This window comes from Sphingomonas alpina (genome assembly GCF_014490665.1).
Classification (GTDB): Bacteria; Pseudomonadota; Alphaproteobacteria; order Sphingomonadales; family Sphingomonadaceae; genus Sphingomonas; species Sphingomonas alpina.
Genome location: NZ_CP061038.1, coordinates 303,022 through 326,126 on the forward strand (window position 1 = coordinate 303,022; position 23,105 = coordinate 326,126).

19 protein-coding genes are annotated in these 23,105 nt (G+C 64.8%); 8 read left to right on the forward strand and 11 right to left on the reverse strand.

Annotated elements, in window-relative coordinates; translation table 11 throughout:
* Positions 1-4 precede the first annotated feature (4 nt).
* The gene (locus tag H3Z74_RS01300) at positions 5-1,924 is read left to right on the forward strand and encodes a TonB-dependent siderophore receptor (RefSeq protein ID WP_187762231.1); all 1,920 of its coding nucleotides are present in this window, start codon (positions 5-7) and stop codon (positions 1,922-1,924) included.
* 25 nt (positions 1,925-1,949) lie between these two features.
* Here the strand turns inward: H3Z74_RS01300 and era are convergent, their stop codons facing one another.
* From era to lepB, 4 genes are all read right to left on the reverse strand, one after another.
* A complete protein-coding gene (era, locus tag H3Z74_RS01305; RefSeq protein ID WP_187762232.1) occupies positions 1,950-2,864 on the reverse strand; it encodes a GTPase Era in 915 nt (304 codons plus the stop codon).
* Positions 2,857-3,234 carry a GIY-YIG nuclease family protein gene (locus H3Z74_RS01310; protein WP_187762233.1) on the reverse strand — a complete coding sequence of 126 codons (378 nt, stop codon included), beginning with the start codon at positions 3,232-3,234 and terminating at the stop codon, positions 2,857-2,859. Before H3Z74_RS01310 ends, era begins: the two co-directional genes overlap by 8 nt.
* A gap of 92 nt (positions 3,235-3,326) precedes the next feature.
* Complete coding sequence (rnc, locus tag H3Z74_RS01315; protein WP_229726816.1) at positions 3,327-4,004, reverse strand: ribonuclease III; 678 nt, start codon at positions 4,002-4,004, stop codon at positions 3,327-3,329.
* Positions 4,001-4,765 (reverse strand): signal peptidase I, encoded by a 765-nt coding sequence (gene lepB / locus H3Z74_RS01320; RefSeq protein ID WP_229727043.1) that lies wholly within the window; start codon positions 4,763-4,765, stop codon positions 4,001-4,003. Before lepB ends, rnc begins: the two co-directional genes overlap by 4 nt.
* 200 nt (positions 4,766-4,965) lie before the next feature.
* Here lepB and pgi point away from each other — a divergent pair, with 200 nt between their 5' ends.
* Together pgi and gorA are read left to right on the forward strand one after the other, a co-directional pair.
* Positions 4,966-6,459: a glucose-6-phosphate isomerase gene (gene pgi, locus H3Z74_RS01325; protein ID WP_187762234.1), complete on the forward strand. Its 1,494-nt coding sequence runs from the start codon at positions 4,966-4,968 to the stop codon at positions 6,457-6,459.
* A 123-nt stretch (positions 6,460-6,582) separates the two neighbouring features.
* Complete coding sequence (gene gorA, locus H3Z74_RS01330; RefSeq protein ID WP_187762235.1) at positions 6,583-7,935, forward strand: glutathione-disulfide reductase; 1,353 nt, start codon at positions 6,583-6,585, stop codon at positions 7,933-7,935.
* 95 nt (positions 7,936-8,030) lie between these two features.
* Here gorA and H3Z74_RS01335 read toward each other — a convergent pair whose 3' ends face one another.
* The 4 genes from H3Z74_RS01335 to H3Z74_RS01345 all read right to left on the reverse strand — a co-directional run bounded on the left by H3Z74_RS01335 (position 8,031) and on the right by H3Z74_RS01345 (position 13,451).
* Complete coding sequence (locus H3Z74_RS01335) at positions 8,031-10,529, reverse strand: TonB-dependent receptor (RefSeq protein ID WP_187762236.1); 2,499 nt, start codon at positions 10,527-10,529, stop codon at positions 8,031-8,033.
* Between the two features lie 162 nt (positions 10,530-10,691).
* Complete coding sequence (ligA, locus tag H3Z74_RS01340) at positions 10,692-12,770, reverse strand: NAD-dependent DNA ligase LigA (protein ID WP_187762237.1); 2,079 nt, start codon at positions 12,768-12,770, stop codon at positions 10,692-10,694.
* Between the two features lie 201 nt (positions 12,771-12,971).
* A complete protein-coding gene (locus tag H3Z74_RS24585) occupies positions 12,972-13,100 on the reverse strand; it encodes a hypothetical protein (RefSeq protein ID WP_268234761.1) in 129 nt (42 codons plus the stop codon).
* Between the two features lie 144 nt (positions 13,101-13,244).
* Complete coding sequence (locus H3Z74_RS01345) at positions 13,245-13,451, reverse strand: cold-shock protein (protein ID WP_034159288.1); 207 nt, start codon at positions 13,449-13,451, stop codon at positions 13,245-13,247.
* 853 nt (positions 13,452-14,304) lie between these two features.
* Between H3Z74_RS01345 and H3Z74_RS01350 the strand changes: the two genes are divergently transcribed.
* From H3Z74_RS01350 to H3Z74_RS01360, 3 genes are all read left to right on the forward strand, one after another.
* The gene (locus tag H3Z74_RS01350) at positions 14,305-14,997 is read left to right on the forward strand and encodes a response regulator (RefSeq protein WP_187762238.1); all 693 of its coding nucleotides are present in this window, start codon (positions 14,305-14,307) and stop codon (positions 14,995-14,997) included.
* Positions 14,994-16,184, forward strand: a complete 1,191-nt coding sequence (locus H3Z74_RS01355; protein WP_187762239.1) for an ATP-binding protein — start codon at positions 14,994-14,996, stop codon at positions 16,182-16,184. Before H3Z74_RS01350 ends, H3Z74_RS01355 begins: the two co-directional genes overlap by 4 nt.
* A gap of 99 nt (positions 16,185-16,283) precedes the next feature.
* Positions 16,284-16,895 (forward strand): outer membrane protein, encoded by a 612-nt coding sequence (locus H3Z74_RS01360; RefSeq protein WP_187762240.1) that lies wholly within the window; start codon positions 16,284-16,286, stop codon positions 16,893-16,895.
* A gap of 46 nt (positions 16,896-16,941) precedes the next feature.
* Here the strand turns inward: H3Z74_RS01360 and recN are convergent, their stop codons facing one another.
* Positions 16,942-18,606, reverse strand: a complete 1,665-nt coding sequence (gene recN, locus H3Z74_RS01365) for a DNA repair protein RecN (protein WP_187762241.1) — start codon at positions 18,604-18,606, stop codon at positions 16,942-16,944.
* An 82-nt stretch (positions 18,607-18,688) separates the two neighbouring features.
* Positions 18,689-19,609 (reverse strand): outer membrane protein assembly factor BamD, encoded by a 921-nt coding sequence (locus tag H3Z74_RS01370; RefSeq protein WP_187762242.1) that lies wholly within the window; start codon positions 19,607-19,609, stop codon positions 18,689-18,691.
* A 127-nt stretch (positions 19,610-19,736) separates the two neighbouring features.
* On the opposite strand from H3Z74_RS01370, the gene H3Z74_RS01375 reads away from it, so the two are divergent.
* Together H3Z74_RS01375 and H3Z74_RS01380 are read left to right on the forward strand one after the other, a co-directional pair.
* A complete protein-coding gene (locus H3Z74_RS01375; protein ID WP_187762243.1) occupies positions 19,737-20,561 on the forward strand; it encodes a class I mannose-6-phosphate isomerase in 825 nt (274 codons plus the stop codon).
* Between the two features lie 66 nt (positions 20,562-20,627).
* Entirely contained in the window at positions 20,628-21,833 is a 1,206-nt protein-coding gene (locus tag H3Z74_RS01380; RefSeq protein WP_187762244.1) for a glycosyltransferase, read from the forward strand.
* On the opposite strand, the gene H3Z74_RS01385 is transcribed toward H3Z74_RS01380, so the two are convergent.
* Positions 21,788-23,020 carry a DUF3089 domain-containing protein gene (locus H3Z74_RS01385; RefSeq protein ID WP_187762245.1) on the reverse strand — a complete coding sequence of 411 codons (1,233 nt, stop codon included), beginning with the start codon at positions 23,018-23,020 and terminating at the stop codon, positions 21,788-21,790. The genes H3Z74_RS01380 and H3Z74_RS01385 overlap by 46 nt on opposite strands.
* Between the last annotated feature and the right edge of the window lie 85 nt (positions 23,021-23,105).

A 23,105-nucleotide genomic window follows, 5' to 3' on the forward strand; every position in this document is an offset into this window, starting at 1 on the left:
CGACATGGCCAGGATCCTTGCCCTTGGGGTCGCCTCGCTTGCCGACCCGGCCTTGGCCCAGCGCACCGAGGACAATGCGGTAACCGCGGCCGAGGACGCATTCGGCACTTCGATCGGCAATGAAAGCATTGGTCTTTACGGCCCCGGCCAGGTGCGCGGCTTCTCTCCAGTCACGGCCGGCAATGTGCGGATCGAGGGCATCTATATCGACCGCCAGGGGACGATCGCGCAGCGCCTGGTATCCGGATCGACCATCCGAGTCGGGCTTTCGGCGCAGGGCTATCTCTTTCCCGCGCCGACCGGGATCGTCGATTACCGGCTGCGTGATGTCGGGGATCGGCCGATCGTCAGCGTCGTCGCCGGCAGCTTCGCTTATGGTGCGCCGACCCTGGAGGTCGATGCGCAGATTCCGATCGACGGAGCTCGGCTTGGCCTGGCCGCCGGTGCATCCTGGGCGCATGAGGAATATTATGACGGGTCGGACGCACGTTATTCGCGTTTCGCCGTGATCCCGCGCTGGCGGCCGGGCAGGGATATCGAAATCATCCCGTTCTGGTCGATGACGATCGGCAAGGATGAGCAAGTCGCGCCGACGATCATCACCGCCGGCGCGCATGCGCCGCCGCCGATCGCACGGCGGCGTTATTTCGGTCAGTCATGGGCGGCCAAGGATAGCTACAGCGTCAATAGCGGGATGATCGCCAAGGCGAGAGTCGGCCGCGACTGGTCGGTCGCTGCGGGGGTGTTCCGCTCGATCTTCGTCAATGAGCGCAATTTCGCCGAACTGTTTCTCGACACCCAGCCGGACGGGCGCACCACCGAGCGCGTGATTGCCGATCCGGGTCAGCGCTACGCGTCGACCAGCGGTGAATTGCGCGTCAGCCGCAGTTTTGCCGACGGGCCGCGACTGCACATGCTTCATGCTTCGGTTCGTGCGCGCCGGCTCGACAGTCGCTATGGCGGTGCGGCCGATCCGATCGACCTTGGCGCACGGACGCTGGGAGTGGCTGTTCCCGTACCCGAACCCGCCGCGTTCGTCTTTGGCGAGCGCACGCATGATCGGGTGCGCCAGACCACCATCGGCATTGCCTATGAGGGACGGTGGAAAGGCGTCGGCGAACTGAGTCTTGGCGTGCAGCGCGCGGATTATCGCAAGGGGGTCGACTTGCCGCGCGGATTGCCGCGCACCGAGACGCGCGACCGGCCCTGGCTGTTCAACGGTGCGCTGGCCGCTCATCTCTCGGACGACCTTGCGCTCTATGCCGGCTATACCCGGGGCCTGGAAGAAAGCGGGCTGGCCCCGAACAATGCCGCCAACCGCAATGAAGCACTGCCCGCAATCCGCACCCGCCAGGCCGATGCCGGCATTCGCTGGGCGGTGACGCGGAGGATGAAATTCGTGGCCGGCCTGTTCGACGTCAGCAAGCCTTATTTCAACACCGACGAACGCAACGTCTATGCCGCGCTCGGCACCGTGCGGCATCGCGGCGTCGAGCTGAGCCTGTCAGGCAATCCGACCGATCGCCTGAGCCTGGTCGCCGGCGCGGTCCTGATGCGCCCCCGCGTCACTGGCGAAGCGGTCGAGCAGGGACGAGTGGGGAAGCTTCCGCTCGGCCAGTCCGCCCGCATCCTGCGCGCCAATGCCGATTATCGTCCCGCTTTTCTTGCCGGCCTCTCGGTCGACATCGCGCTGTCTCATTACGGAAAACGCGCGGCGTCGCGCGACAACCTGATTTCGGTCGATGCCTATTCCCTGATCGATATCGGCGCGCGCTACCGGTTCAAGCTTGGCAAGTCTCCCGCGGTCTTCCGGGTGCAGATGGCCAATGTCACGGACAGCTTCGCGTGGACCATCCTGGGCAGCAACAGCTACGGCCTGATGGACAAAAGGCGGGTCAGCGCCTTTCTGGCAGTGGATTTCTGAGACCCGTCACGCGCGAGCGGCGCGATCAATCGACCCAATCCAGCCCCATGTCGCGATAGACCTCGCGCTCTTCGTCCCAGCCCGGCTTCACTTTCACATGCAAATAGAGATGCACCGGGCGGCCCATGATCGCGGCGAGTTCGGTGCGCGACCGCGCGCCGATTTCCTTGATCCGCGATCCACCCTTGCCGAGAATGATCGCGCGCTGCGTCGGGCGCTCGACCAGGATCTGCTGGTGAATCTCGACCGATCCGTCCTCGCGCTCCTTATACTGTTCGGTCTCGACAGCGCTGGCATAGGGGAGCTCGGCGTGAAGCTGGAGGTAGAGCTGCTCGCGCGTGACTTCGGACGCCAGGCTCCGCTCGGTCGCGTCGGACACCTGGTCCTCGGGGAAATGCCATGGTCCCTCGGGCATCGCTTTCGCCAGATGCGCCTTCAGTTCGACCAGGCCGTCGCCGGTCGTTGCGCTGACGAAGAAAGTCTCTGCGAAATCGACTTGCGCGTTGAGCTTCTCGGCATGGAGCAGCAGCTTGGCCTTGTCGGCGAGGTCGACCTTGTTGAGGATCAGATATTTGGGCTCGCTGCGGTCCTTGATCGACTCGGCGATGTCGGTGACCTTCGCGCCCAGCCCGCCCTTGGCGTCGACCACCAGCGCGAGCACATCGGCGCCTTCGGTCCCGCCCCAGGCGGCGGAGACCATTGCGCGATCAAGCCGGCGCTTGGGTTCGAAGATGCCGGGCGTGTCGACCAGCAGCAGCTGAGTCTCGCCCTCGATCGCGACGCCCATCAGCCGGGTGCGCGTGGTCTGCGCCTTGGGGCTGACGATCGCGACCTTCTGCCCGACCAGCGCATTGACCAGGGTGGACTTGCCTGCGTTCGGTGCGCCGACGATGGCGACGAGGCCGCATTTTTGGCCGAGTATTTGGTTTGATTCAGTCATGCTCGCCGGGTTGGCGCATGGCTGGGGTTTGGACAAGAGCTGTATTGGGCACATCCCCATCCTCCGCTCGCCCTGAGCCTGTCGAAGGGCCGCTCTTCCCCTTCGCTAGCCTTGAGATCAGCGACCAGTCACCGCGGATCAGTGCCAGTTTCTTGGCTCTGGTCCATCCTTTTATACGGCGCTCCGCCTCCAGCGCTTCGATCCGCGATGGAAATTGCTGGCTCCAAACCAAGGTGGCGGGCGCGTAGGTGCGGGTGAAGCCGGAAATGGCGCCACTCTGGTGCTGGTTGATACGATGTTCGAGATTGTCGGTATGGCCGACATAGAATGTCCCGCCGCGACAATGGAGCATGTAAGCCCAGAACGTCATTGATTGAGCTTAGAAGGAAGAGCGGTGCTTCGACAAGCTCAGCACGAACGGGGAGAGGGCGGTACTCAAAGTGCAATGGCCCACTATTGCCTTCACCCCAGCTTCGCCAGCAACGCCGCCGCCGCCGCCGTCTCCGCTTCCTGCTTCGAACTCCCCTCGGCCGTCGCTTCCGCCAGCGTCCCGATCGAGGCCTTCACGGTGAAGCGTGGCGCATGGTGCGGGCCGGACCGGTCGACCACTTCATAGGCCGGGGTGCGGCGGTTATGCGCCGCTGCCCATTCCTGCAGCGCGGACTTGGGGTGCTGCGGCGCCGAGCCTTGCGTCTTGACCCGCTCGCCCCAGCCGCTGCGGATCGCCGCGCGCGCCACGTCGAGACCGCCGTCGAGATAAAGTGCGCCGATCAGCGCCTCCATCACATCGCCCAGCACATTGTCGCTGTCGGTCGCGCCGTCGTCGCGTGCCTGCTTGCCGAGCTTGAGATGAGCGGCAATGCCAAGCCCGCGTGCGACATCGGCACACACCGCGCCAGTGACCAGCGCGTTGAGCCGCTTCGACAGCGCGCCCTCCGGTTCGTTCGGAAACAGGGCGAACAGCCATTCGGCCATGACCAGGCCGAGCACGCGGTCGCCGAGAAACTCCAGCCGCTCGTAATTCGCCGCGGCCTGGCTGCCATGAGTCAGGGCGCGTTCGAAGGGGGCGATGTCGGCCGGGCGATGGCCGAACGTGTTGGCGATCCAGCCCGTCAGGTCATCGCTGCGGCCGTCGTTCAAAAGCCTTCCCCGATGCGGCTCCACCGTGCCGCGCTGAACCAGGTCCAGGGAAGGAACCAGTTGGCCGAGCCGTCGGTCGAGAAGAAGCTGACTACTGCCTTGCCTTCGATCCGCTCCATCGGGACCATGCCCATGCCCTGGGGCGGCTCGAACCGGCTGTCGCCGCTGTCGTCGCGATTGTCGCCCATCACGAAGACATGGCCGGCCGGCACCGAATAGAGTGATGTTTCGTCGGCGACGGGCATTTCGCCGCGGTCGAGCACGAAATAGGACCGCCCGCCGGGCAGCGTTTCGCGGAAGCGCTGATAGCGGCAGATCGGCTTGCCGGCATCGACTTGCTGGAATTGCGCCGGGCACTCGGAGCCCGAATAATTGGGCGTGAGCGGTATGGTGAAGTCGGCGACGCGCTCCTTCGGGATCGCGGTGCCGTTCAGGATCACCTGGCCGCTGCGCATCTGGATCGTATCGCCGGGCAGGCCGATGACGCGCTTGATCACGTCATTGGCATGGCCGGCCGGGTCGGCCGGCCCGCGAAACACCACGACATCGCCGCGCGTCGGATCGCGCCCGAAAATTCGCCCGGGGATCAACGGCACGCTGAACGGCAGCGAATGCCGCGAATAGCCGTAATTCCATTTCGAGATGAACAGATAGTCGCCGATATACAGGCGCGGCAGCATCGATTGCGACGGAATGCTGAACGGCGAGAAGATGAAGCTGCGGAACAGCAGCACGACCACCGCGAGTTTCAGCAGGAAGATTGCCGTATCGGCCGCCTCCGATCGGGGCTTTTTCGGCTTGAGTCCGGAGTCGCCACGACGGGCGGGGTATCGGTATCGGTCATTGGCGCGGTTTGGGCATGCGCGGGCAGGGCGTCAAGCTGGCGGTTGCCTTGCGGCCATTGAGTATGGACCCTAAGCGCACCACATCGACACTGGCGACAGCAAATATTGAGGTACCCATGCCCGCAGCCGACTGGACCAAGATCGAGGCGCTTCCCGCGATTCCGCTGAAAAGCCTGTTCGCGGACGACCCGGACCGGGTGACGCGCTTCTCCGCCGACGTCGCGGGCATTCATTTCGACTGGTCGAAAACGCATCTGACGGCAGAGGCAGTGAGCGCGTTCGAAGCGCTGGCCAAGGCGCAGGGGCTGGCGGGCAAGCGCGAGGCGCTGTTCGCCGGCGAAGAGATCAACGTCACCGAAGGCCGTGCGGCCGAGCACACTGCCGAGCGCGGCGAAGGCAAGGCGGACAGCGTCGCACGGGCGCGCGCGCTCCATGCGCGGATGCGCGCGCTGATCGATGCGATCGAGGGCGAGGCGCTCGGGCCGATCCGCCATATCCTGCATGTCGGCATCGGCGGGTCTGCGCTCGGGCCGGACCTGCTGGTCGATGCGCTCGGCCGCGAGGCGGGGCGCTACGATGTCGCGATCGTGTCCAATGTCGATGGCGTCGCGCTGGAGGAGGCATTCGCCAGGTTCGATCCGGCGGCGACCCTGCTGGTCATCGCGTCGAAGACCTTCACCACCACCGAGACGATGCTCAACGCGCAAAGCGTGCTGCAATGGATGACCGAGCACGGCGTCGAGGATATTTACGGCCGTGTCGTCGCGCTGACCGCCGATCCCGACAAGGCGCTGGAATGGGGCGTCGACGAAACGCGCATCCTGCCGTTCAGCGAATCGGTCGGCGGGCGCTATTCGCTCTGGTCGTCGATCGGCTTTCCCGCAGCGCTGGCGCTCGGCTGGGATTGTTTCGAGGAATTGCTCGAAGGCGCGGCCGAGATGGACCGGCATTTCCGGCTGACCGCGCTGCACGAGAATGCGCCCGCGCTCGCCGCCTTTGCCGACCTTTATTACACGCAGGTGCGTCATGCCGAGACGCGTGCGACCTTCGCCTATGACGAACGGCTGCGGCTGCTGCCCTCCTATCTTCAGCAGCTGGAGATGGAATCGAACGGCAAGGGCGTGACCACCGACGGCAAGCCGCTTGGCCGCCCGAGTGCCGCGATCACCTGGGGCGGAGTCGGCACCGACGCGCAGCATGCCGTGTTCCAGCTGCTCCATCAGGGCACGCATCTCGTGCCGGTCGAATTCGTCGCGGTGATCGAGGCGGGCGATACGCTGGCCGAGGATCATCACCGGCAATTGCTGCTCAACGCCTTTGCGCAGGGCGCCGCATTGATGGCGGGCAAGCAGGTCGAGGATCCGGCGCGCAGCTATTCGGGCGACCGGCCGTCCTCGACCATCCTGCTCGACGATCTCGACGCGCGCAGCCTGGGCGCGCTGATCGCCTTCTATGAGCACCGCGTGTTCGTGAATGCGATCCTGCTCGGCATCAATCCGTTCGACCAGTTCGGCGTCGAGCTGGGCAAGGAGATGGCCAAGGCGGCAATTGCCGGCGGGCAAAGCTTCGATGCTTCCACCGACGACCTGATCAAGCGGGCATTTGGCTGACCGCATATAACTTCCGTTCGCCCTGAGCTTGTCGAAGGGCCGTTCTTTTTCCGGAAGCGAGAGAGGAAGAACGGTGCTTCGACAAGCTCAGCACGAACGGTTTTCTTTTGACGAGGGTAAAGAATGACCGCTCCCAAATACGACTATGACCTGTTCGTCATCGGCGCAGGCTCGGGCGGGGTGCGCGCGGCGCGCGTGTCGGCCGCGCATGGCGCCAGGGTCGCGGTGGCGGAGGAGTATCGCGTCGGCGGCACCTGCGTCATTCGCGGCTGCGTGCCCAAGAAGTTGCTGATCTACGGCGCGCATTTCGCCGAGGATCTGGCCGATGCGCGCCGCTTCGGCTGGAACGTGCCCGATTGCGACTTCGAATGGCCCGTGCTGCGCGACAATGTGCTGGAGGAGGTCGACCGGATCAACGCCGCCTATACCGCGACGCTGGAAAATCACGGCGTAGAGATCATCGCCGAACGCGCGGTCATCACCGGCCCGAACAGCGTGAAGCTCGCCGGCGGGCGAGAGGTCACCGCGAAGATCATCCTCGTTGCGACCGGCGCGACGCCGTCGGTGCCGGATTGCCCGGGGCATGAACATGGCATCACCTCGAACGAGGCGTTCCATCTCGACGCGGTGCCGAAGCGCATCCTGATCGCGGGCGCGGGCTATATCGCCAATGAATTCGCCGGCATCTTCCATCAACTCGGGGCGCACGTCATCCTGATCAACCGCACCGACGTGATTCTGCGCGGCTATGACGAATCGATCCGCGACCGCTTGCTGCAGATCTCGATGATGAAGGGGATCGAGTTCCGCTTCCATGCCGCGTTCGAGGGCATCAGCAAGGAAAAGAATGGCTGTCTGACGGTCAGCATGTCGAACCATGAACCGGTCACGGTCGATGCGGTGATGTTCGCCACCGGGCGCGATCCCAATACCAAGGGGCTCGGCCTGGACAGCGCGGGCGTCGAGACCGACGACAAGGGCGCGATCAAGGTCGATGAGGACAATCGCTCGACCTGCCCGAGCATCTATGCGGTCGGTGACGTCACCAACCGCGTGCAGCTGACCCCGGTCGCGATCCGCGAGGGCCAGGCCTTTGCCGACACGATCTTCGGCAACAAGCCGACCCGGGTCGATTATGACTGCATCCCCTCCGCGGTATTCAGCCACCCGCCCATGGCGGGCGTCGGCATGACCGAGAGCCAGGCGAAGAACAAGCTCGGCTCATGCAAGGTCTACACCTCGGACTTCCGGCCGATGAAGAATGTGCTCGCCGGCCGCAACGAACGCGCGCTCTACAAGATGGTCTGCGACAGCGAGACGGGGAAAGTGCTCGGCCTGCACATGATCGGGCCCGACGCCCCGGAAATCCTGCAGGCGGCCGCAGTTGCGGTGAAGGCGGGCCTGACCAAGGACGCTTTCGACCAGACGGTGGCGCTGCATCCGTCGATGGCGGAGGAACTGGTGTTGATGCGGTAGGACAGGAGTTTCTGGCCGCGAGAATTACATCACCGGCACAAAAAAGGCCGCCATCCCGGTTGGGATGGCGGCCAATTTTTTGTCCGGTCAGACGATCAGAATTCGACGTGAACGCTGCCGAGCACCGTGCGGGGATAGCCGACCGAGAAGTTCGGGTTGGCCGCAGCGTTGATCTGCGTCGAGATGTTGCCGAAATAGAATTCGTTGAACAGGTTTTTCACGTTCAACTGAAGGTACGTCTTTTCCAGGCCGAAATCGCTCAGCTTGAGCCGCGCATCGAGATCGACCAGCATGTAAGCTGGTGCCACCACATCATTGACGTCGGTAGCGAAGCGCTTGTCGACCCACTTTACAGTGGTACCCAGATCGACTGGGCCAGCCTTGATCAGCGCCCGGCCACCGACCTGCCACTCCGGCGTTTCGGTGACGCGCTTGCCCTTGGTCGGAGCAAAGACTGACGTCGCGCCGGACCCGCTGAGCAGAACATTGTCCTTCAACTCGGCATGGATGTAGGAACCAAAGGCAGTGATCGACGCCCAGTCGGTCGGCTTCACCGTTACGGTCGCATCGACGCCATAGCTGTCGACCTTGCCGACATTGCGATCGAGCGAGATGCCCTGATCGAAATCGTATGAGGTAACAATCCGGTTCTTATAAGTGATGTACCAGGCGGTCGCCTGAGCCTGCACCCGGCTGTTCGTCATGCGCACACCCAGGTCGAAAGAGTCGGTCTTTTCCGGCTGCACATCGACGAAGGGCGAACGATAGAGATTATCAGTACGCGGTGCCGAGAAACCCTTTGCGTAGCTGGCGAAGACATTCACGCTGTCACTGAACTTGTACATCAGGCCGGCGCTAGGCAGAACCGCGTTATAATTATACGTCTTCTTGAAAGGCGCATAATAAGGCGTTGGTCCGGATGACGGAACCAGACCGCCGGGCGCGATAATCTGCGAGGCCGGGAAGGTTTCGCTGGTGCAATAGGCGAAGCCGCTACCACGGGCTTCGGTAAAGCAGCGATTCTCCAGCTGGCGCTTGAAGAACGGCGCACGCACGCCGATCTGGACGGTCAGTGCATCATTCAGGAATTTGCCGACATATTCGCCCGAGATTTGGTTGAGCAGAGCGATCGACAGGCGATTGCGCTGCTGAATCTGATAGCCATCCGCCGTAAGCACCGGACGGGCATCGCCACGGCCACCGAACACGCTTTCGGGAAGACCGGTCTGGGTCAGATATCCCCATTCGCCAGTCTGCCGATGATGACCACGCTCATAGGTATAGGCGATGCGGACGCGGTTCTGATCGTTGATATCGTAGATCAGCGATGCCGTCCCGGTGATGCGGTTGGTGTTGGTGTTGTTTGGTGTGAAGAACCGCACCGTATCCAGATAATCACCATCGCCGTTGAAATCGACACCGGGAGCGCCAGGCGTGCCGCCGCGAGCACGAGCCGAATTCTCAGCCAGTGTCGTGCTGCCGCCGCCATTGGCGAGCACATATTGATATGCGGCATCCGTCGTCAGCAGGAGCTTGTCTGTCAGCGTGAAGCGCGAATTGAAGCGCACATTGCCGGTGTTCGTCGGGTTGATACGCACGGCATAGAAATTGGAACATGCGGCGGCGGCTCCAGCGCCATCGTTCTGCGCGCCTGGACCCCGAACCGGACGAGCGCAAATCGCATCATTTTCGAAATTGTTGATGATGTCCTGCTGGGCGTGGTTGAAGTCGCTCAGATCAATCGGATTGGCTGGAGTGGCAGCTGCAGCGGCTGGGATTCTCGTCGCGCCGAACAATGTGCGGAGGTCATTAACGCCTGGGTTGCGATAGAAGTTGTTGCGGTTCTTGTTAAAGTGACCCGAGAGACGAAGGAAGTCACCATTGCTGCCAAGCGGCTGATAAATGCTGACGTTATACTGTTCTTTCTCGTTCCGGCCCGGGCCCTTGAATTTATCGTTCCGTGCCATGCTGGCGGACGCCAGGGCCTTGGTGCCGAATGAAGTCAATTCGCCGGTCTGGACCATGCCGAAGATACGCATGAAGTCATTCTGGCCCGCGGAGCCGACCAGCATTGCGCCGAATTTGTCGCTCGGGGTGATGGTCTTATAGTTGATCGTTCCGCCAGCGGCGCTCGCGGTCGGGCTGTCGATATCGGTCGCGCCGAGATTGACGTTGACCTCCTGGATCACCTCCGGATCGAGCGTCTGGTTCGAATAGACCGCATAGTTGCCGGTATCGTTCAGCGGGAAGCCGTCCCAGGTCAACGACACGCGGTTGCCGTCAAATCCGCGAATGCGGACATTGCCGCCCGCCGAACCGAACGGATCGCTCTGGGTGAAGTTCACCCCGGGGATGATGTTGAGCGCATCAAGCACGGTGTTGCCCGGCACGCTGCGATTGATGATATCGTTGGTCAAGATTTGACGCGCCTTGGGCGAATCAGGAATGACAATTCCTTCAACACCGCGCGCGGTGCTGGCGGTAACGACGATGTCGTCTTCGCCAAATTCGGTCGAACCGGTCGACTGCGCGTACGCGGCGCCCGGAATCATCAGGGCGGCAACAGCCACGCCCATGAATAGGTTGTTTCGCATGTTTATGTTCCCCTTCGAGCTTCGTGCTCTGATCAGACGGCTCACTGTCCGTTACCGGGCGCCCTGCACGCCGATTATTTCGGATAGATGACATCGGGGTACTTACGCCAGACCCCCGGAGATTCATTTCATGGTGCGTTGCAAAAAAGCATCACTGCCCGGTTATTGGGCAGCCGCAACGATCTCCGCCCAGCCGGCCTCGTCGATCACCGCAACGCCCAGTTCTGCGGCCTTTTTGAGCTTCGATCCGGCGCCCGGCCCTGCAATGACCAGGTCGGTCTTGGCCGATACCGATCCGGCGACCCGGGCGCCGAGCGCCTCGGCCTGGGCCTTGGCTTCGTCGCGGCTGATCGTCTCGAGGCTGCCGGTGAACACCAGGGTCTTGCCGCTGACCTGCGACTCGCGCACATTGGAAACATAGGCGGCGGGCGAGACTTCGGAGAGCAGGTCCGCCCAAGCCTCGCGATTATGCTCCTCGGCGAAGAAATCGACCAGCGCTTCGGCGACCACCGGGCCGACGCCTTCGACCGATTCCAGTTCCGCGCGTGCCTCGGGGTCGACGGCGACCTCGGCGATGCGCTCGACCGTGCCGAACGCCTTGACCAGGTCGCGCGCGGTGACCGCGCCGATATGCCGGATGCCCAGCCCGAACAGGAAGCGCGCCGGATCGGGCGTGCGCTTGGCCTCGATCGCGGCGAGCAGATTGGTCGCCCAGACGCGGCCGTCCTTCTTGCGCGCGAGCAATTGCTCCTCGGTCAGGCGGAAAATGTCGGCCGGGCTGTGGATCAGCCCGTCATGGAAGAAATCCTCGATCTGCTTCAGGCCAAGGCCCTCGATATCGAGTGCGGCACGGCCGACGAAATGACGCAGCCGTTCGATCCGCTGCGCCGGGCAGATCAGCCCGCCGGTGCAGCGGATATCGACTTCACCCTCTTCGCGCACCGCGTCGGACTGGCATTCGGGACAGACGGTCGGGAAGGGCCACGCGCCGCGGCTTTCGTCGCGCGACAGATTCTCGACGATCTGCGGAATGACGTCGCCCGCGCGCTGCAGCACCACCCGGTCGCCGGGCCAGACGTTGAGCCGCGCAATCTCGTCGGCATTGTGCAGCGTCGCATTGGTCACCACCACGCCGCCGACCGTCACCGGGGTCAGCCGCGCGACCGGGGTCAGCTTGCCGGTGCGGCCGACCTGGATGTCGATCCGCTCGAGCAGGGTCTGCGCGCGCTCGGCGGGGAATTTGTGCGCGATCGCCCAGCGCGGCGCGCGGGCAACGGCGCCGAGCCGCGCCTGCCAGTCGAGCCGGTCGACCTTGTAGACCACGCCGTCGATATCGAACGGCATGTCGGCGCGGCCGGCCTCGATGCCGCGATAGACGGCGAGCGCGTCGTCGACCCCCTCGACGCGGGTAAAGGCGGTCGCGACCGGGATGTTCCAGCTGCGGATTGCCGCGACCACCTCGGTCTGGGTCTCGCCCGGCACCGCGCTGGTCTCGCCCCAGCCATGGGCGAGGAAGCGCAGCGGCCGCGAGGCAGTCACGCCCGGATCCTTCTGGCGCAATGATCCGGCGGCCGCATTGCGCGGGTTGGCGAATTGCCGCGCCTTCGACGCATCTCCCGCCGCTTCGGCTTCCGCCAGCAGCCGCGCGTTCAGCGCGGCGAAGGCGGCCTTGTCCATATAGACCTCGCCGCGCACTTCGAAGAGATCGGGTGCGGATGCGGGCAGGGTGGCGGGGATATCGCCGATGGTGCGGACATTCTCGGTCACGTCCTCGCCGACCTGGCCATCGCCGCGCGTCAGCGCGCGGACCAGCTTGCGCTTCTCGTAGCGCAGCGAGCACGACAGGCCATCGATCTTCGGTTCGGCGGTCAGCGCAACGGGCTCACCCTCGGGCAGCAGCAGGAAACGGCGGACGCGGGCGATGAATTCGACAATGTCCTCATCGGCAAAGCCATTTTCCAGGCTCATCATCGGCCTGGCATGCGCGACCTTGGCAAGATGGCCGGCGGGCGCGGCGCCGATCTGGACGCTCGGCGAATCGGCACGGACCAGATGCGGAAAGGCCTTTTCGATCGCGCCGTTGCGGCGGACCAGGGCGTCATAATCCGCGTCCGAAATCTCCGGCGCGTCATCGGTATGATAGAGCGCGTTATGATGTGCGATCTCGCCGGCGAGCCGCGCCAGTTGGGCGGCGGCTTCATCCTCGGTTTCGGGCAAATCGGCTGGTTGGGGCGCGGTCATGCGCCAGCGCTACCGGAGGGGCCGGGGGGCAATCAAGCGGCTTTGATTCAAACCGGGATTGGTTCGCGAAACGGTGGAGCGTCAAATGCCCCGACCCCGTTCGTTTCGAGCGCAGTCGAGAAACATGTTCCGAGCGCCAGGGCCGGTTCTCGACTGCGCTCGAAACGAACGGGGGTTTAACGGAATGCGGGGCCGGAGACGCTAATCGTCGTCTTCGCCGGCCAGCGCCTTGGCTTCTTCGTTGACGGAGCGGCGTTCGGCGGTCTTTTTCGGCGCGAGTCGCCATTTCGTCCCATGCTTTTGCAGCGCGCAGCCAGCGCGAACGGACATTGTCGAGGGTCGCGGAATCGGCGTCGGCCTCAGCCTGACGTGCGCGATCGCGATAGAACAGTGCGGTGGTATTCGTAGGGTGTCTCCTCGGGGTTCCGGGTGAAAGCGCGCGGGCGCCGGACGAATCCGGCGCCCGCGTGTCAATCACGCAGAAGCGAGGTTCACAGCGGACATCTTGCCGCGACGATCCTGCTCGAGCTCGTACGAAACGCGCTGCTCCTTATCGAGCGTGCGCATGCCGGCTGCTTCAACGGCACTGATATGGACAAAGGCGTCGTTCCCGCCACCTTCAGGCGCGATGAAGCCATAGCCCTTGTCGGCGTTGAAGAATTTTACGGTGCCGATCGGCATAGGTATTTCCTTGGGTAGACGGAGCCGGGAAGAAAAACCGAAAGCACCGTCCGGCCCCGGCCGGTGCATCTCGAAGGCGGTCGCGTCAGTCGCCCGATGGGGCGAAGACGTTGCGAAATGGATGTTGGCCAAGTGGCGTTTCGAGGTCCAACGGTCAGCTCCGAAGCTTAAAACAAGCGGGAGCGCGAAGGTCTCTCAGTCGTGCGATGCTTGTGGGCAATTTCGCGCGATGAGAGAGCTATAGCATGGTTTTGTGGAATTGTCGCATCGTTTAACTCTGGGTTTAACTCTGGCCCTATTGTCGCCTTGTCGCCGCGTAATACCGGCATGTCGTGCGCACCGGCGACAGCGTCCAGCGCTGGCGCGTTGTTGTTGCAGGCGGCGAGCTTTCCCGAAAGCCACCGACTCAAGGCGCACCGATTCGGCGCTACCTGCTTCCCCGGCAAAGGCCGGGGCCCGGTGGGTGAGCATTTGTTGGCCTGCGCTTCGCGTTGTTACCTCGGCCTTCTCGACTGGGCCCCGGCCTTCGCCGGGAAGCCGCAAAGGTGGATCGCATCAACTGGATTTGGTTTTAGTATCTGAAATACAAGGATATTATACCCTTACGCTAACGCGGCGGCGGCAGGAGATATGGTACATTCCGGTGTAACATATCTTCCGGCAGTGCTGCTGCCGGCGGTGATTCAAGCGCTGTCCAGGGTCGGGCATATCATCACCTGCCGGACAGATACCGGCGCCGGGATTGCTGCAGCCGCCGGCGCAATGGTCTCGCACTCCACGCGATCTCCACAATTCTGTGAAAACATTGTCGGACGGCACTAAGCCGCTTGTTGACGAAGGAGTTTGGCCGGCTGTGGAAAACGCGTTGATTCTGATCGTCGAGGACGAACCCGAAATCGCGCGGATCCTGCAATCCTATCTGGAGCGCGATGGTTTCCGTACCGTTTGCGCCGGCGATGGCGAGATCGCACTGACTCACCTCAAGACGCTGCGGCCCGATCTCGTGCTGCTCGATATCGGCCTGCCGCGGCGCGACGGTTTTTCGGTGCTCACCGAAATCCGCGGCCGGGAGAATACACCGGTGATCATGACGACGGCGCGGGCGGAGGATCTCGACAAGCTGTCGGCCTTGCGCATCGGCGCGGACGATTATGTGGTGAAGCCGTTCAACCCGATGGAGGTGGTGGCGCGGGTCAAGGCGGTGTTGCGCCGAACCCGGGGAGAGGATTTCGGCCACCCCGTGTTGCGCGTCGATACGCTGGAGGTGGATACGGAAAATTACCGGGCGTCGGTCGCACGGGGCGGCGACCGCCTGGTTTTGGACCTTACCCTGACGGAGTACCGGCTGCTCGCCCATCTCGCCCGCGCACCGCGTCGCGTCTTCACGCGGGGGGACCTGGTCGACGCATGCCTTCCCGAAAGCAACGCTCTGGAGCGCACCGTCGACAGCCATGTCAGCAATCTCCGCCGCAAGCTCGATCGGGCCGGTGCGGCTGGATTGTGCGTGGTGGTGCGGGGCGTGGGATACAGGCTGATGGCATCATGACCGAGCCCCCGATCCGACGCCGCCGTTGGCGACGCTGGCCGCTTTCACGTCAGATCGCGATCGTCCTGGCGGGCGCCGTGCTGATGAATGCCGTCCTGTTCGTGGTGACGATGACCATTTTCGTCTCAATCGAAGAGCAGCGGATCGAGCGGACACTCTCACCGGCAGCGACCCGCGCGCTCAGGGCGTCGGAGGCGAGCCGCCTGCCGCGAACCGAGGATCTTGCCGCCTATCTCCGGGAAACCCGGGGTATGGAAGACCTGGTCGACGAACGGATCAATACCGCGCTTGCGCTCTTCACGCTGCTCGCTGCCACTGCAGGATTCGCACTCGGATATGTCCTGCTCGGCCGCCTTGGCCGCGGTCTCAACAATGTCGCCCATGCCGCGCGACGCGTCGCGGAGGGCGACCTGTCGGCTCAGGCATCCGCGCCGAAATGGGCCTCGCGCGAGGAATATCAGCTCGCGTCCGATTTCAACGCGATGTCCCGCTCGCTGCAGCGGGCGGAGCGCGAACTGGCCGAAAGCACCGCTGCGGTGGCGCATGAGCTGCGCACGCCGCTGACCATATTGCGGGGGCGCCTGCACGGCATCGAGGACGGCGTCTTTCCCGGCGGACCGGAGGAAATGCGTGGCCTGCTCTTCCAGGTCGAAGGGCTGGGCCGCCTGATCGACGATCTGCAGACGCTCAACCTGGCCAAGTCCAACCGCATGCTGCTCGACCTGGTGGCGGTCGACCTGTCGGAACAGGTCGAGCATGTCCTGGCCGTGGTCAGGCCGGATCTGGAAGCCGCCGGCCTCGACCCCGTGCTTGATCTGGTTCCCGCCGTGGTGGTCGCCGATGGCGGCAGGCTGCGCCAGGCGATCAGCGCGGTGCTCAACAATGCCCAGCGCTATGCTGCGCAGAGCGGTGTGCTGCGCATCCATACCAGGATCGAAGAGGACGATGGGGTGCTGGAGATCGTCGATCACGGACCGGGCCTGCCGCCCGGGACCAGCGAGCTCGCCTTTGACCGTTTCTGGCGCGCCGAGGGATCGCGTGCGCGCCATAGCGGCGGCACCGGCCTAGGCCTCGCGATCGTGCGCGTCATCGTCGAAGCCCATGGCGGGAGCGCGACCCTGGAAAGCCATGATGGCGGCGGCACGGTCTTCACCATGCGGTTGCCGCGCGCGGGCCGCTCCACATGATCTCTACACGATACTGATCCGACCTCCACAATTGCGCTGGATATCCCTGTCCATCGGCCGGCGTGTGTTTCGGCCGCACTGTCATCAGGGAGATACATGATGAAGACGACGCTTTCGCTCCTGGCCATTGCGGCACTCGCGCTGCCAATCACCGCTCAAGCGCAGGAGCAGGATGGGGCATCGCCCTTCAACGGCGCGCATGCCACGGTCGAAATCGGCCGCGCCGACACCAAGGCGCGTCAGAACGGCGCCCCGGTATCGAACCGTGGCGAGAGCAAGGCCGGCCTTGCCAAGATCCGCGGCGCGATCGGTTATGACGCGGCGCTTGGTTCCAACTTCCTGATCGGCGCGGAAGCCGGCATCGGCACCGGCGGGCGCTCGGTCAAGCAGCGCTCGCTTCTGGGCGGCACCTACCGGGTTCGCCCCGGGATCACCTATGATCTCACCGCGCGTGCGGGTGTGATGCCGGTGAAAAGCCTGCTGATCTATGGGCGGGGCGGCTATCGCTGGCTGCGCAACAAGGAAGAGATCACCGGTCAGGTGACCGGCAACGGAGTCTACAAGCACACCGATGGCGGCTGGACCTATGGCGCCGGCGTGGAGCTTGCCCTGACATCGTCCTTCTCGCTGCGCGGCGAGTATAACCGGACCAATTTCGACAAGAATCTGCGCCAGAACCGGCTGTCGCTGGGCGGATCCTTCCGCTTCTGAGCCGATCAATGAATCCCTGGCGCGCAGCGTTGCGCGCCAGGCGTTTCTATGCGGTTTCCAGCAATCGGTCGGCCTGCGCGCGGGCCTCGTCGGTGATCCGCGCACCGGAGAGCATCCGGGCGATTTCCTCGCGCCGTGCCGCATCGTCGAGCACAATCACGCCGGTGCGCGTGACGATGCCGTCATGGCTTTTCGCAATGAGCAGGTGATGGCCGCCGCGCGCCGCGACCTGCGGGCTATGCGTGACGACCAGCAACTGGGTGCCGCCCGCCAGCCGGGCGAGCCGCTCGCCGATCGCGCTCGCCACTGCGCCGCCGACGCCGCGGTCGATCTCGTCGAAGATCATCGTTGCCGCGCCGCCCTCTTCGGCCAGCGCGACTTTCAGCGCGAGGATGAAGCGCGACAATTCGCCCCCGCTGGCGATCTTGGTCAGCGCGGCGAATGGCGCTCCGGGGTTGGTGGAGATTTCGAACTCGACCCGGTCCTTGCCCGCCGCGCCCCAGCTTTCGGCGGCGAGCGGGGCGATCGCGGTGCGGAAGCGCGCCGCGTCGAGCTTCAGGGGAGCGAGTTCGCCCTTCACCGCTGCGTCGAGCCGCGCCGCCGCCTCGATGCGCCGCGCGGTCAGTACGTCCGCTTCCGTGTCATAGGTCTTCGCCGCTTCGGCCAGCGCGCGTTCCAGCGCGGCGATCCCCGCGCCGCCGCTTTCGATCCGATCCAGCCTTGCGGCCAGTTCTTCGGTCAGCGCGGCGAGATCGTCGGGCTGTACCCGGTGCTTGCGGGCCAGCGCGCGCAGGTCGAACAGCCGTGTCTCGTCTTCTTCCAGCCGCGCCGGATCGAATGCCAGCGCGACCGCCGCCTCATCGACCTTGTCCTGCGCCTCGGCACCTTCGGTGATCGCACGGTCGATTGCCGCCAGCGCTTCGCCCAGCGCCTCATGGTCTTCACCGACGCGTTCGAGAATACGCGCGGCCTGGCGCAATCGGGCCAGCCCGCCATCCGACCCTTCGAGCAGGTCGGCGATCGCTCGAAGGTCGTCCGCGATCTTCTCGCCGCGCTGCATGCCGGCGCGGCGCGTGGCGAGAATCTCCTCTTCGCCGGTTTCGGGGGCGAAGGCGGTCAGTTCGGCGACTGCGTGCTCGAGCCATTCCCGGTCGCGTTCCTGGATGTGGAGTTCGGCGCGTGCCGTGGCCAGTTCGCTTTCCGCCGCGCGCCAGGTGCGATGCGCGCGGGCCGCCGGCCCGCTATCGATCCGTCCGAATGCGTCGAGCAGCGCGCGGTGACCGCTCGGGGCGAGCAGGCCGCGATCGTCGTGCTGGCCATGGATCTCGACCAGATGGGTGCCGAGTTCGCGCAGCAGGCCGGCAGAGGCGGGCTGATCGTTGATGAAGGCGCGGCTACCCCCATCCGCCTTGACGATACGGCGAATGATGAGCGGTTCGCCGGAATCGATGTCGAGGCCGTTTTCGTTCAGCAATGCCGCGATCGGGCCATCCCGATGCGGCGTATCGAAGCTTGCGGTGACCACGGCCTGCGCCGTGCCGTGTCGCACCAGCGCGGTATCGCCGCGCGCGCCCAGCGCCAGGCCAAGTGCATCGAGCAGGATGGATTTGCCGGCGCCGGTCTCTCCGGTGAGCACGCCGAGCCCGTCATGGAACTCCAGGTCGAGTGCCTCGATCAGCACGACATCACGGATGGAGAGCGCGGTCAGCATGGTTCCGTGCCGCCCTTAACCGAAATTCCGGTGTTCTGGAATTGTTCTTTGCGCGACCGGCCGCGACACCGGCCGCGCAGCGTCAGTTGCCGCTCGGGCTGCTGTTGGACGAGGCGGGGGCCTTTTCGTCCTTTGGCGCGACCGCGTTGGACCCCGGCAGGGTCGGTTTCGCGCCGGGCAGGCCCAATGGGATGATCTGTTCGCCCTTGGCGATCGGCGTCATCGCGACGGCGGGATGATCGCCGATCAGCTTGTACGCGCGCTCGTACCAGTCGGAACCGGGATAGTTCGCGCCAAGCACTGCGGCCGCCTTTTTCGCTTCATCGGGCACGCCGAGTGCGAGATACGTCTCGGTCAGCCGCATCAACGCCTCGGGCGTGTGCGTGGTCGTCTGATACTCATCGACCACCTTGCGGAAGCGCAGAGTCGCGCCGAGCCACTGACCGCGCGATTCGTAGAATCGCCCGATCTCCATTTCCTTGCCGGCGAGATGGTCGCGGACCAGATCGATCTTGAGCCGCGCATCGGAGGCATAGCGCGTATTGGGATAGCGCCGCGTCAGCTCGCCGAGCGAATCGAGTGCCTGCTGGGTGATCTTCTGGTCGCGGGTCACGTCGCTGATCTGCTCGTAATAGCCGAGCGCGATCAGGTAATAGGCATAAGGTGCGTCGCGGTTGCCGGGATGAACCGACAGGAAGCGCTGCGACGACTGGATCGAGCTGGTGTAATCCTTGCTCAGATAATTGCTGAACGAACTCATCAGCTGCGCGCGCCGTGCCCATATCGAATAGGGGTGCTGGCGCTCGACTTCGTCGAACAGCGCCGCGGCCTCCTTGTAACGGCCCTGATCGAGCCGCTTCTTCGCCGCGGAATACAGCGTACCCACGTCGCGCGCGACATAGGGAACGTCGTTCTTGCCGCGATTGCGGGCGCAACCGGCGATCGGAAGCGCCAGCGCGGCGATGAGCGCAAGCGCTAGCGGACGGGACATTGAGATACGCATCGCGGCTACCCTTAGCCCAGCCCGCGGCGCGCTCACAATGTTTTTTGGCGTGGCGCGTGGCGGGATCGCGTGGCGGGATTTGTGCGTTGCAGCTATGCCAGCTCGGCACACCGGAAGGATTCGATACATGACCGCGACCTTGCTCACCACGCGCCGGGTGGAAAAGCCTTGGGGCCGCCATAAACTCTGGCCGGGCTTCCCCGATCCGGCGGCCGCCGACGCGCCGATCGGCGAAGTGTGGTTCGAGGCGCCGGACCCCGAAGGCGCCGATCTGCTGATCAAATATCTCTTCACTTCCGAAAAACTGTCGGTGCAGGTCCATCCCGACGACGCCCAGGCCCAGGCGCGGGGCCTGCCGCGCGGCAAGGACGAATGCTGGGTCGTGCTGGCCGCCGAACCCGAGTCGACGATCGCGCTCGGCACGCTCGAGCCGATGTCGAAGGAAGAGCTGAGGCAATCCGCACTCGACGGGTCGATCGAGCACAAGCTCGACTGGAAACCGGTCAAGGCGGGCGATTTCTATTATTCGGCGAGCGGCACGATCCACGCGATCGGGGCCGGCATCACGGTGATCGAAACGCAGCAGAATTCGGACACGACCTATCGCCTGTATGACTATGGCCGCCCGCGCGAACTGCATCTCGACGATGGCGTCGACGTGTCCAATGCCGTGCCCTATGTCGCGCCAGGCGCGCCGGGCCGGGTCGCGGACGACCGCATTCTCCTGGTCGAAGGGCCGAAATTCGTGCTCGAACGCTGGCCGGGCGGCACGCGCTCGGTCGAATTGCCGGCCGGTGTGTCGGGCTGGCTCATCCCGGTAACCGGTGACGGGACGGCCGGCGGTGTCGCGTGGCAGGCGGGCGAGTGCCTGATGCTCGAAGGGACGACGGAGATCGTGGCGTCGGCCGGCAGCGATCTGCTGTTCGCCTATCCGGGTGACAGAAGGATCTGAGCCGCGGGCGGATCTGACGGACAAGAAGGGTCAAAGTAACCTTCGCTCGGTATAGCGGCATCCGCCATGCTTCGTGTCCTGACCCTTTCGACCCTGTTCCCCGATGTTTCGCGCCCCAATTTCGGCGTGTTCGTCGAGCGCCAGACTCTGGGCCTCGCCGCGCATCCGGAGGTCGAGCTGCGGCTGGTCGCGCCGGTCGGCCTGCCGCCCTGGCCGCTCGCCACGCTGGCGCATTACCGGCCGCTTGCCGCACTGCCCCGGCGAGAAATGTGGAAGGGACTCGACGCCTGGCGCCCGAGGTTCGCGACGATCCCGGGCACCAGAGGGCGCTTCCATGTCGCCGCGCTGGTGCGCGGTCTGACGCCGCTGCTGACCGAAATACGTCGCGATTTCCCCTTCGACGTGATCGATGCCGAATTCTTCTTTCCCGATGGTCCCGCCGCGGTGGCGCTCGGTCGGCATTTCGACGTGCCGGTGTCGATCAAGGCGCGCGGAGCGGACGTGCATCATTGGGGCATGGCTCCCGCGACCAGCGGTCAGGTCGTCGCTGCGGGAAAGCAGGCGCAGGGCATGCTTGCCGTGTCGCAGGCGATGAAGGCGGACATGGTGGCGCTCGGCCTGCCGGCGGACCGGATTCGCGTGCACAGCACCGGAGTCGATCTCGGCCGCTTCGCGCCGCGCGATCGTGCCGCGGGCAAAGCGGCGCTCGGCGTTGCCGGCCCGCTGGTCGTGTCGCTCGGCGCGCTGATCCCGCGCAAGGGGCATGACATCGTACTGCGCGCGGTCGAGTCGTTGCCGGGCGTGTCGCTGCTGATCGCGGGGGAGGGGCCCGAACGGGCGGCGCTGGAGGCACAGATCGCGCGGGCCGGTATCGGCGACCGGGCCCGCCTGCTCGGCGGCGTGCCGCATGCCGATCTGCCCGCCTTGCTCGCCGCCGCCGACATGATGGCGCTCGCATCCTCGTCGGAGGGGCTTGCCAATGCCTGGGTCGAGGCGCTCGCCTGCGGTACACCGGTGGTCATCACCGATGCCGGTGGCGCGCGCGAGGTGGTAACAACGCCAGCCGCCGGCCGGATCGTGCCGCGCGAGGCGGCCGCCTTCGCCGCGGCGATCGCCGACCTGCTCGCCGCCCCGGTGCCGCGCGACGAAACGCGAAACGCGGCGGCGCGCTTCACCTGGGAAGCGAACACCGCCGCGCTCTATGATCACCTATCGGAGCTGGCGACTCATTTCCGCGTCTTCCACGGAATACCGCGCCACTCCGCCGCCTGACGGTCGGCGAGCGTTACCAGGTCGCCCATCTCGACCGGCATGTCGATCAGGTGCAGACCCCAGTCCTTGAGCAGCTGGCCGCCGACCACCACGTCGCCGACGATCGTGTCGGTGCGCGCATCCTTCGGATCGGCATTCACCGTTACCGCGAGATAGTCGAAGCCGTCCTTCGACACGCATTCGGCCGAAATCAGGCCGGGCACTTTCACGAAGCTGGTCGTGACCGGCGCACCGCTGCTGCTCCAGGGGCCCATCGTATCGCTGCCGAATCCGGCACCCTTTGCGCCGAGAATCGCGTTGGTGACCGCCTTGCCGCCGGCAAGCGCTGCCGGGTTGGTGCAGCCGACCGACTGGCCGGCGGTCGCGACCTTGCCGAAGCGGCTTCCGGCGGGCGGCGGCGAATCGGCGCGGAAAGTGACGTAGCTGACGACGCAGCGATATTGCCCATCGGCGCGGCACAGCGGCATCCTTTTCAGGTCGCCGCCGACCACCTGACCGGTCGGCACCGCGACATTGGTGCCGATCAGCATCGCCGAGATGACGTTCTTCATCACCAGCGGCTTGGTCTCGATTTCCCTGGCGATCAGCTCCTTCAGGATGCCGGCGCCCTGGCTATGGCCGATCAGCACCACGCCGCGGCCATTATTGTCGCGCGCGAGATAATCGTCCCACGCCGCCTTCACATCGGCATAGGCCATGGCGCGGTCCATTGCGGTCGGCTTGCCCTGCATCAGGGCCTGCAGCGCGGTCAGCGTGACCTGGCGATAAAGCGGCGCATAGACCCGGCACTTCTGGGTGAAGCGCGCGGCCTGGAATGCCGCGACATTCTTCTCCTCGGTGCCCGCGGTCATGTCGCTGTTGGGCGACGGATCGAGCGATACGGTGGGATAGACGTAGAAACAGTCGAACGGGATCTGCAGGTCGGGCTTGAACTTCTCGATCTTCTGCTTGCCGTCGGCGCGGATCACCGTGACGTCCTGATTGGCGGCGCAGGCGTCGGCTCGGCCCGGCCGGCACAGCCAGCTCGCATCCTGCTTGTAGTCGGGGGCGGGCGAGGGGCTGGCCGGCGCGGGCGGCGGCGGTGGATTGATCAACGCCGGCGGCGCGTTCCCGGGCGTTGGCGGTGAGGTCGTCTGGGCAGCGGCGGGTGTTGCGATCAGGGCAAGCAGTAGCGCGGTGGACTTCATCATTCCCTCCCTCTTTTGCGATCATCTAGCGCGGTCGGCGCGCTTGCGTCGAGAGGGTGCGTGCGACGTTCGCAGGCGGAATATG

What these genes read in the sequence shown, in the direction of transcription:
- H3Z74_RS01300 (WP_187762231.1), top strand. Translation starts at nt 5, where the DNA reads ATGGCCAGGATCCTTGCCCTTGGGGTCGCCTCGCTTGCCGACCCGGCC.
- era (WP_187762232.1), bottom strand. Translation starts at nt 2,864, where the DNA reads ATGACTGAATCAAACCAAATACTCGGCCAAAAATGCGGCCTCGTCGCC.
- H3Z74_RS01310 (WP_187762233.1), bottom strand. Translation starts at nt 3,234, where the DNA reads ATGACGTTCTGGGCTTACATGCTCCATTGTCGCGGCGGGACATTCTAT.
- pgi (WP_187762234.1), top strand. Translation starts at nt 4,966, where the DNA reads ATGCCCGCAGCCGACTGGACCAAGATCGAGGCGCTTCCCGCGATTCCG.
- gorA (WP_187762235.1), top strand. Translation starts at nt 6,583, where the DNA reads ATGACCGCTCCCAAATACGACTATGACCTGTTCGTCATCGGCGCAGGC.
- H3Z74_RS01335 (WP_187762236.1), bottom strand. Translation starts at nt 10,529, where the DNA reads ATGCGAAACAACCTATTCATGGGCGTGGCTGTTGCCGCCCTGATGATT.
- ligA (WP_187762237.1), bottom strand. Translation starts at nt 12,770, where the DNA reads ATGACCGCGCCCCAACCAGCCGATTTGCCCGAAACCGAGGATGAAGCC.
- H3Z74_RS24585 (WP_268234761.1), bottom strand. Translation starts at nt 13,100, where the DNA reads ATGTCCGTTCGCGCTGGCTGCGCGCTGCAAAAGCATGGGACGAAATGG.
- H3Z74_RS01345 (WP_034159288.1), bottom strand. Translation starts at nt 13,451, where the DNA reads ATGCCGATCGGCACCGTAAAATTCTTCAACGCCGACAAGGGCTATGGC.
- H3Z74_RS01355 (WP_187762239.1), top strand. Translation starts at nt 14,994, where the DNA reads ATGACCGAGCCCCCGATCCGACGCCGCCGTTGGCGACGCTGGCCGCTT.
- H3Z74_RS01360 (WP_187762240.1), top strand. Translation starts at nt 16,284, where the DNA reads ATGAAGACGACGCTTTCGCTCCTGGCCATTGCGGCACTCGCGCTGCCA.
- recN (WP_187762241.1), bottom strand. Translation starts at nt 18,606, where the DNA reads ATGCTGACCGCGCTCTCCATCCGTGATGTCGTGCTGATCGAGGCACTC.
- H3Z74_RS01370 (WP_187762242.1), bottom strand. Translation starts at nt 19,609, where the DNA reads ATGCGTATCTCAATGTCCCGTCCGCTAGCGCTTGCGCTCATCGCCGCG.
- H3Z74_RS01375 (WP_187762243.1), top strand. Translation starts at nt 19,737, where the DNA reads ATGACCGCGACCTTGCTCACCACGCGCCGGGTGGAAAAGCCTTGGGGC.
- H3Z74_RS01380 (WP_187762244.1), top strand. Translation starts at nt 20,628, where the DNA reads ATGCTTCGTGTCCTGACCCTTTCGACCCTGTTCCCCGATGTTTCGCGC.
- H3Z74_RS01385 (WP_187762245.1), bottom strand. Translation starts at nt 23,020, where the DNA reads ATGAAGTCCACCGCGCTACTGCTTGCCCTGATCGCAACACCCGCCGCT.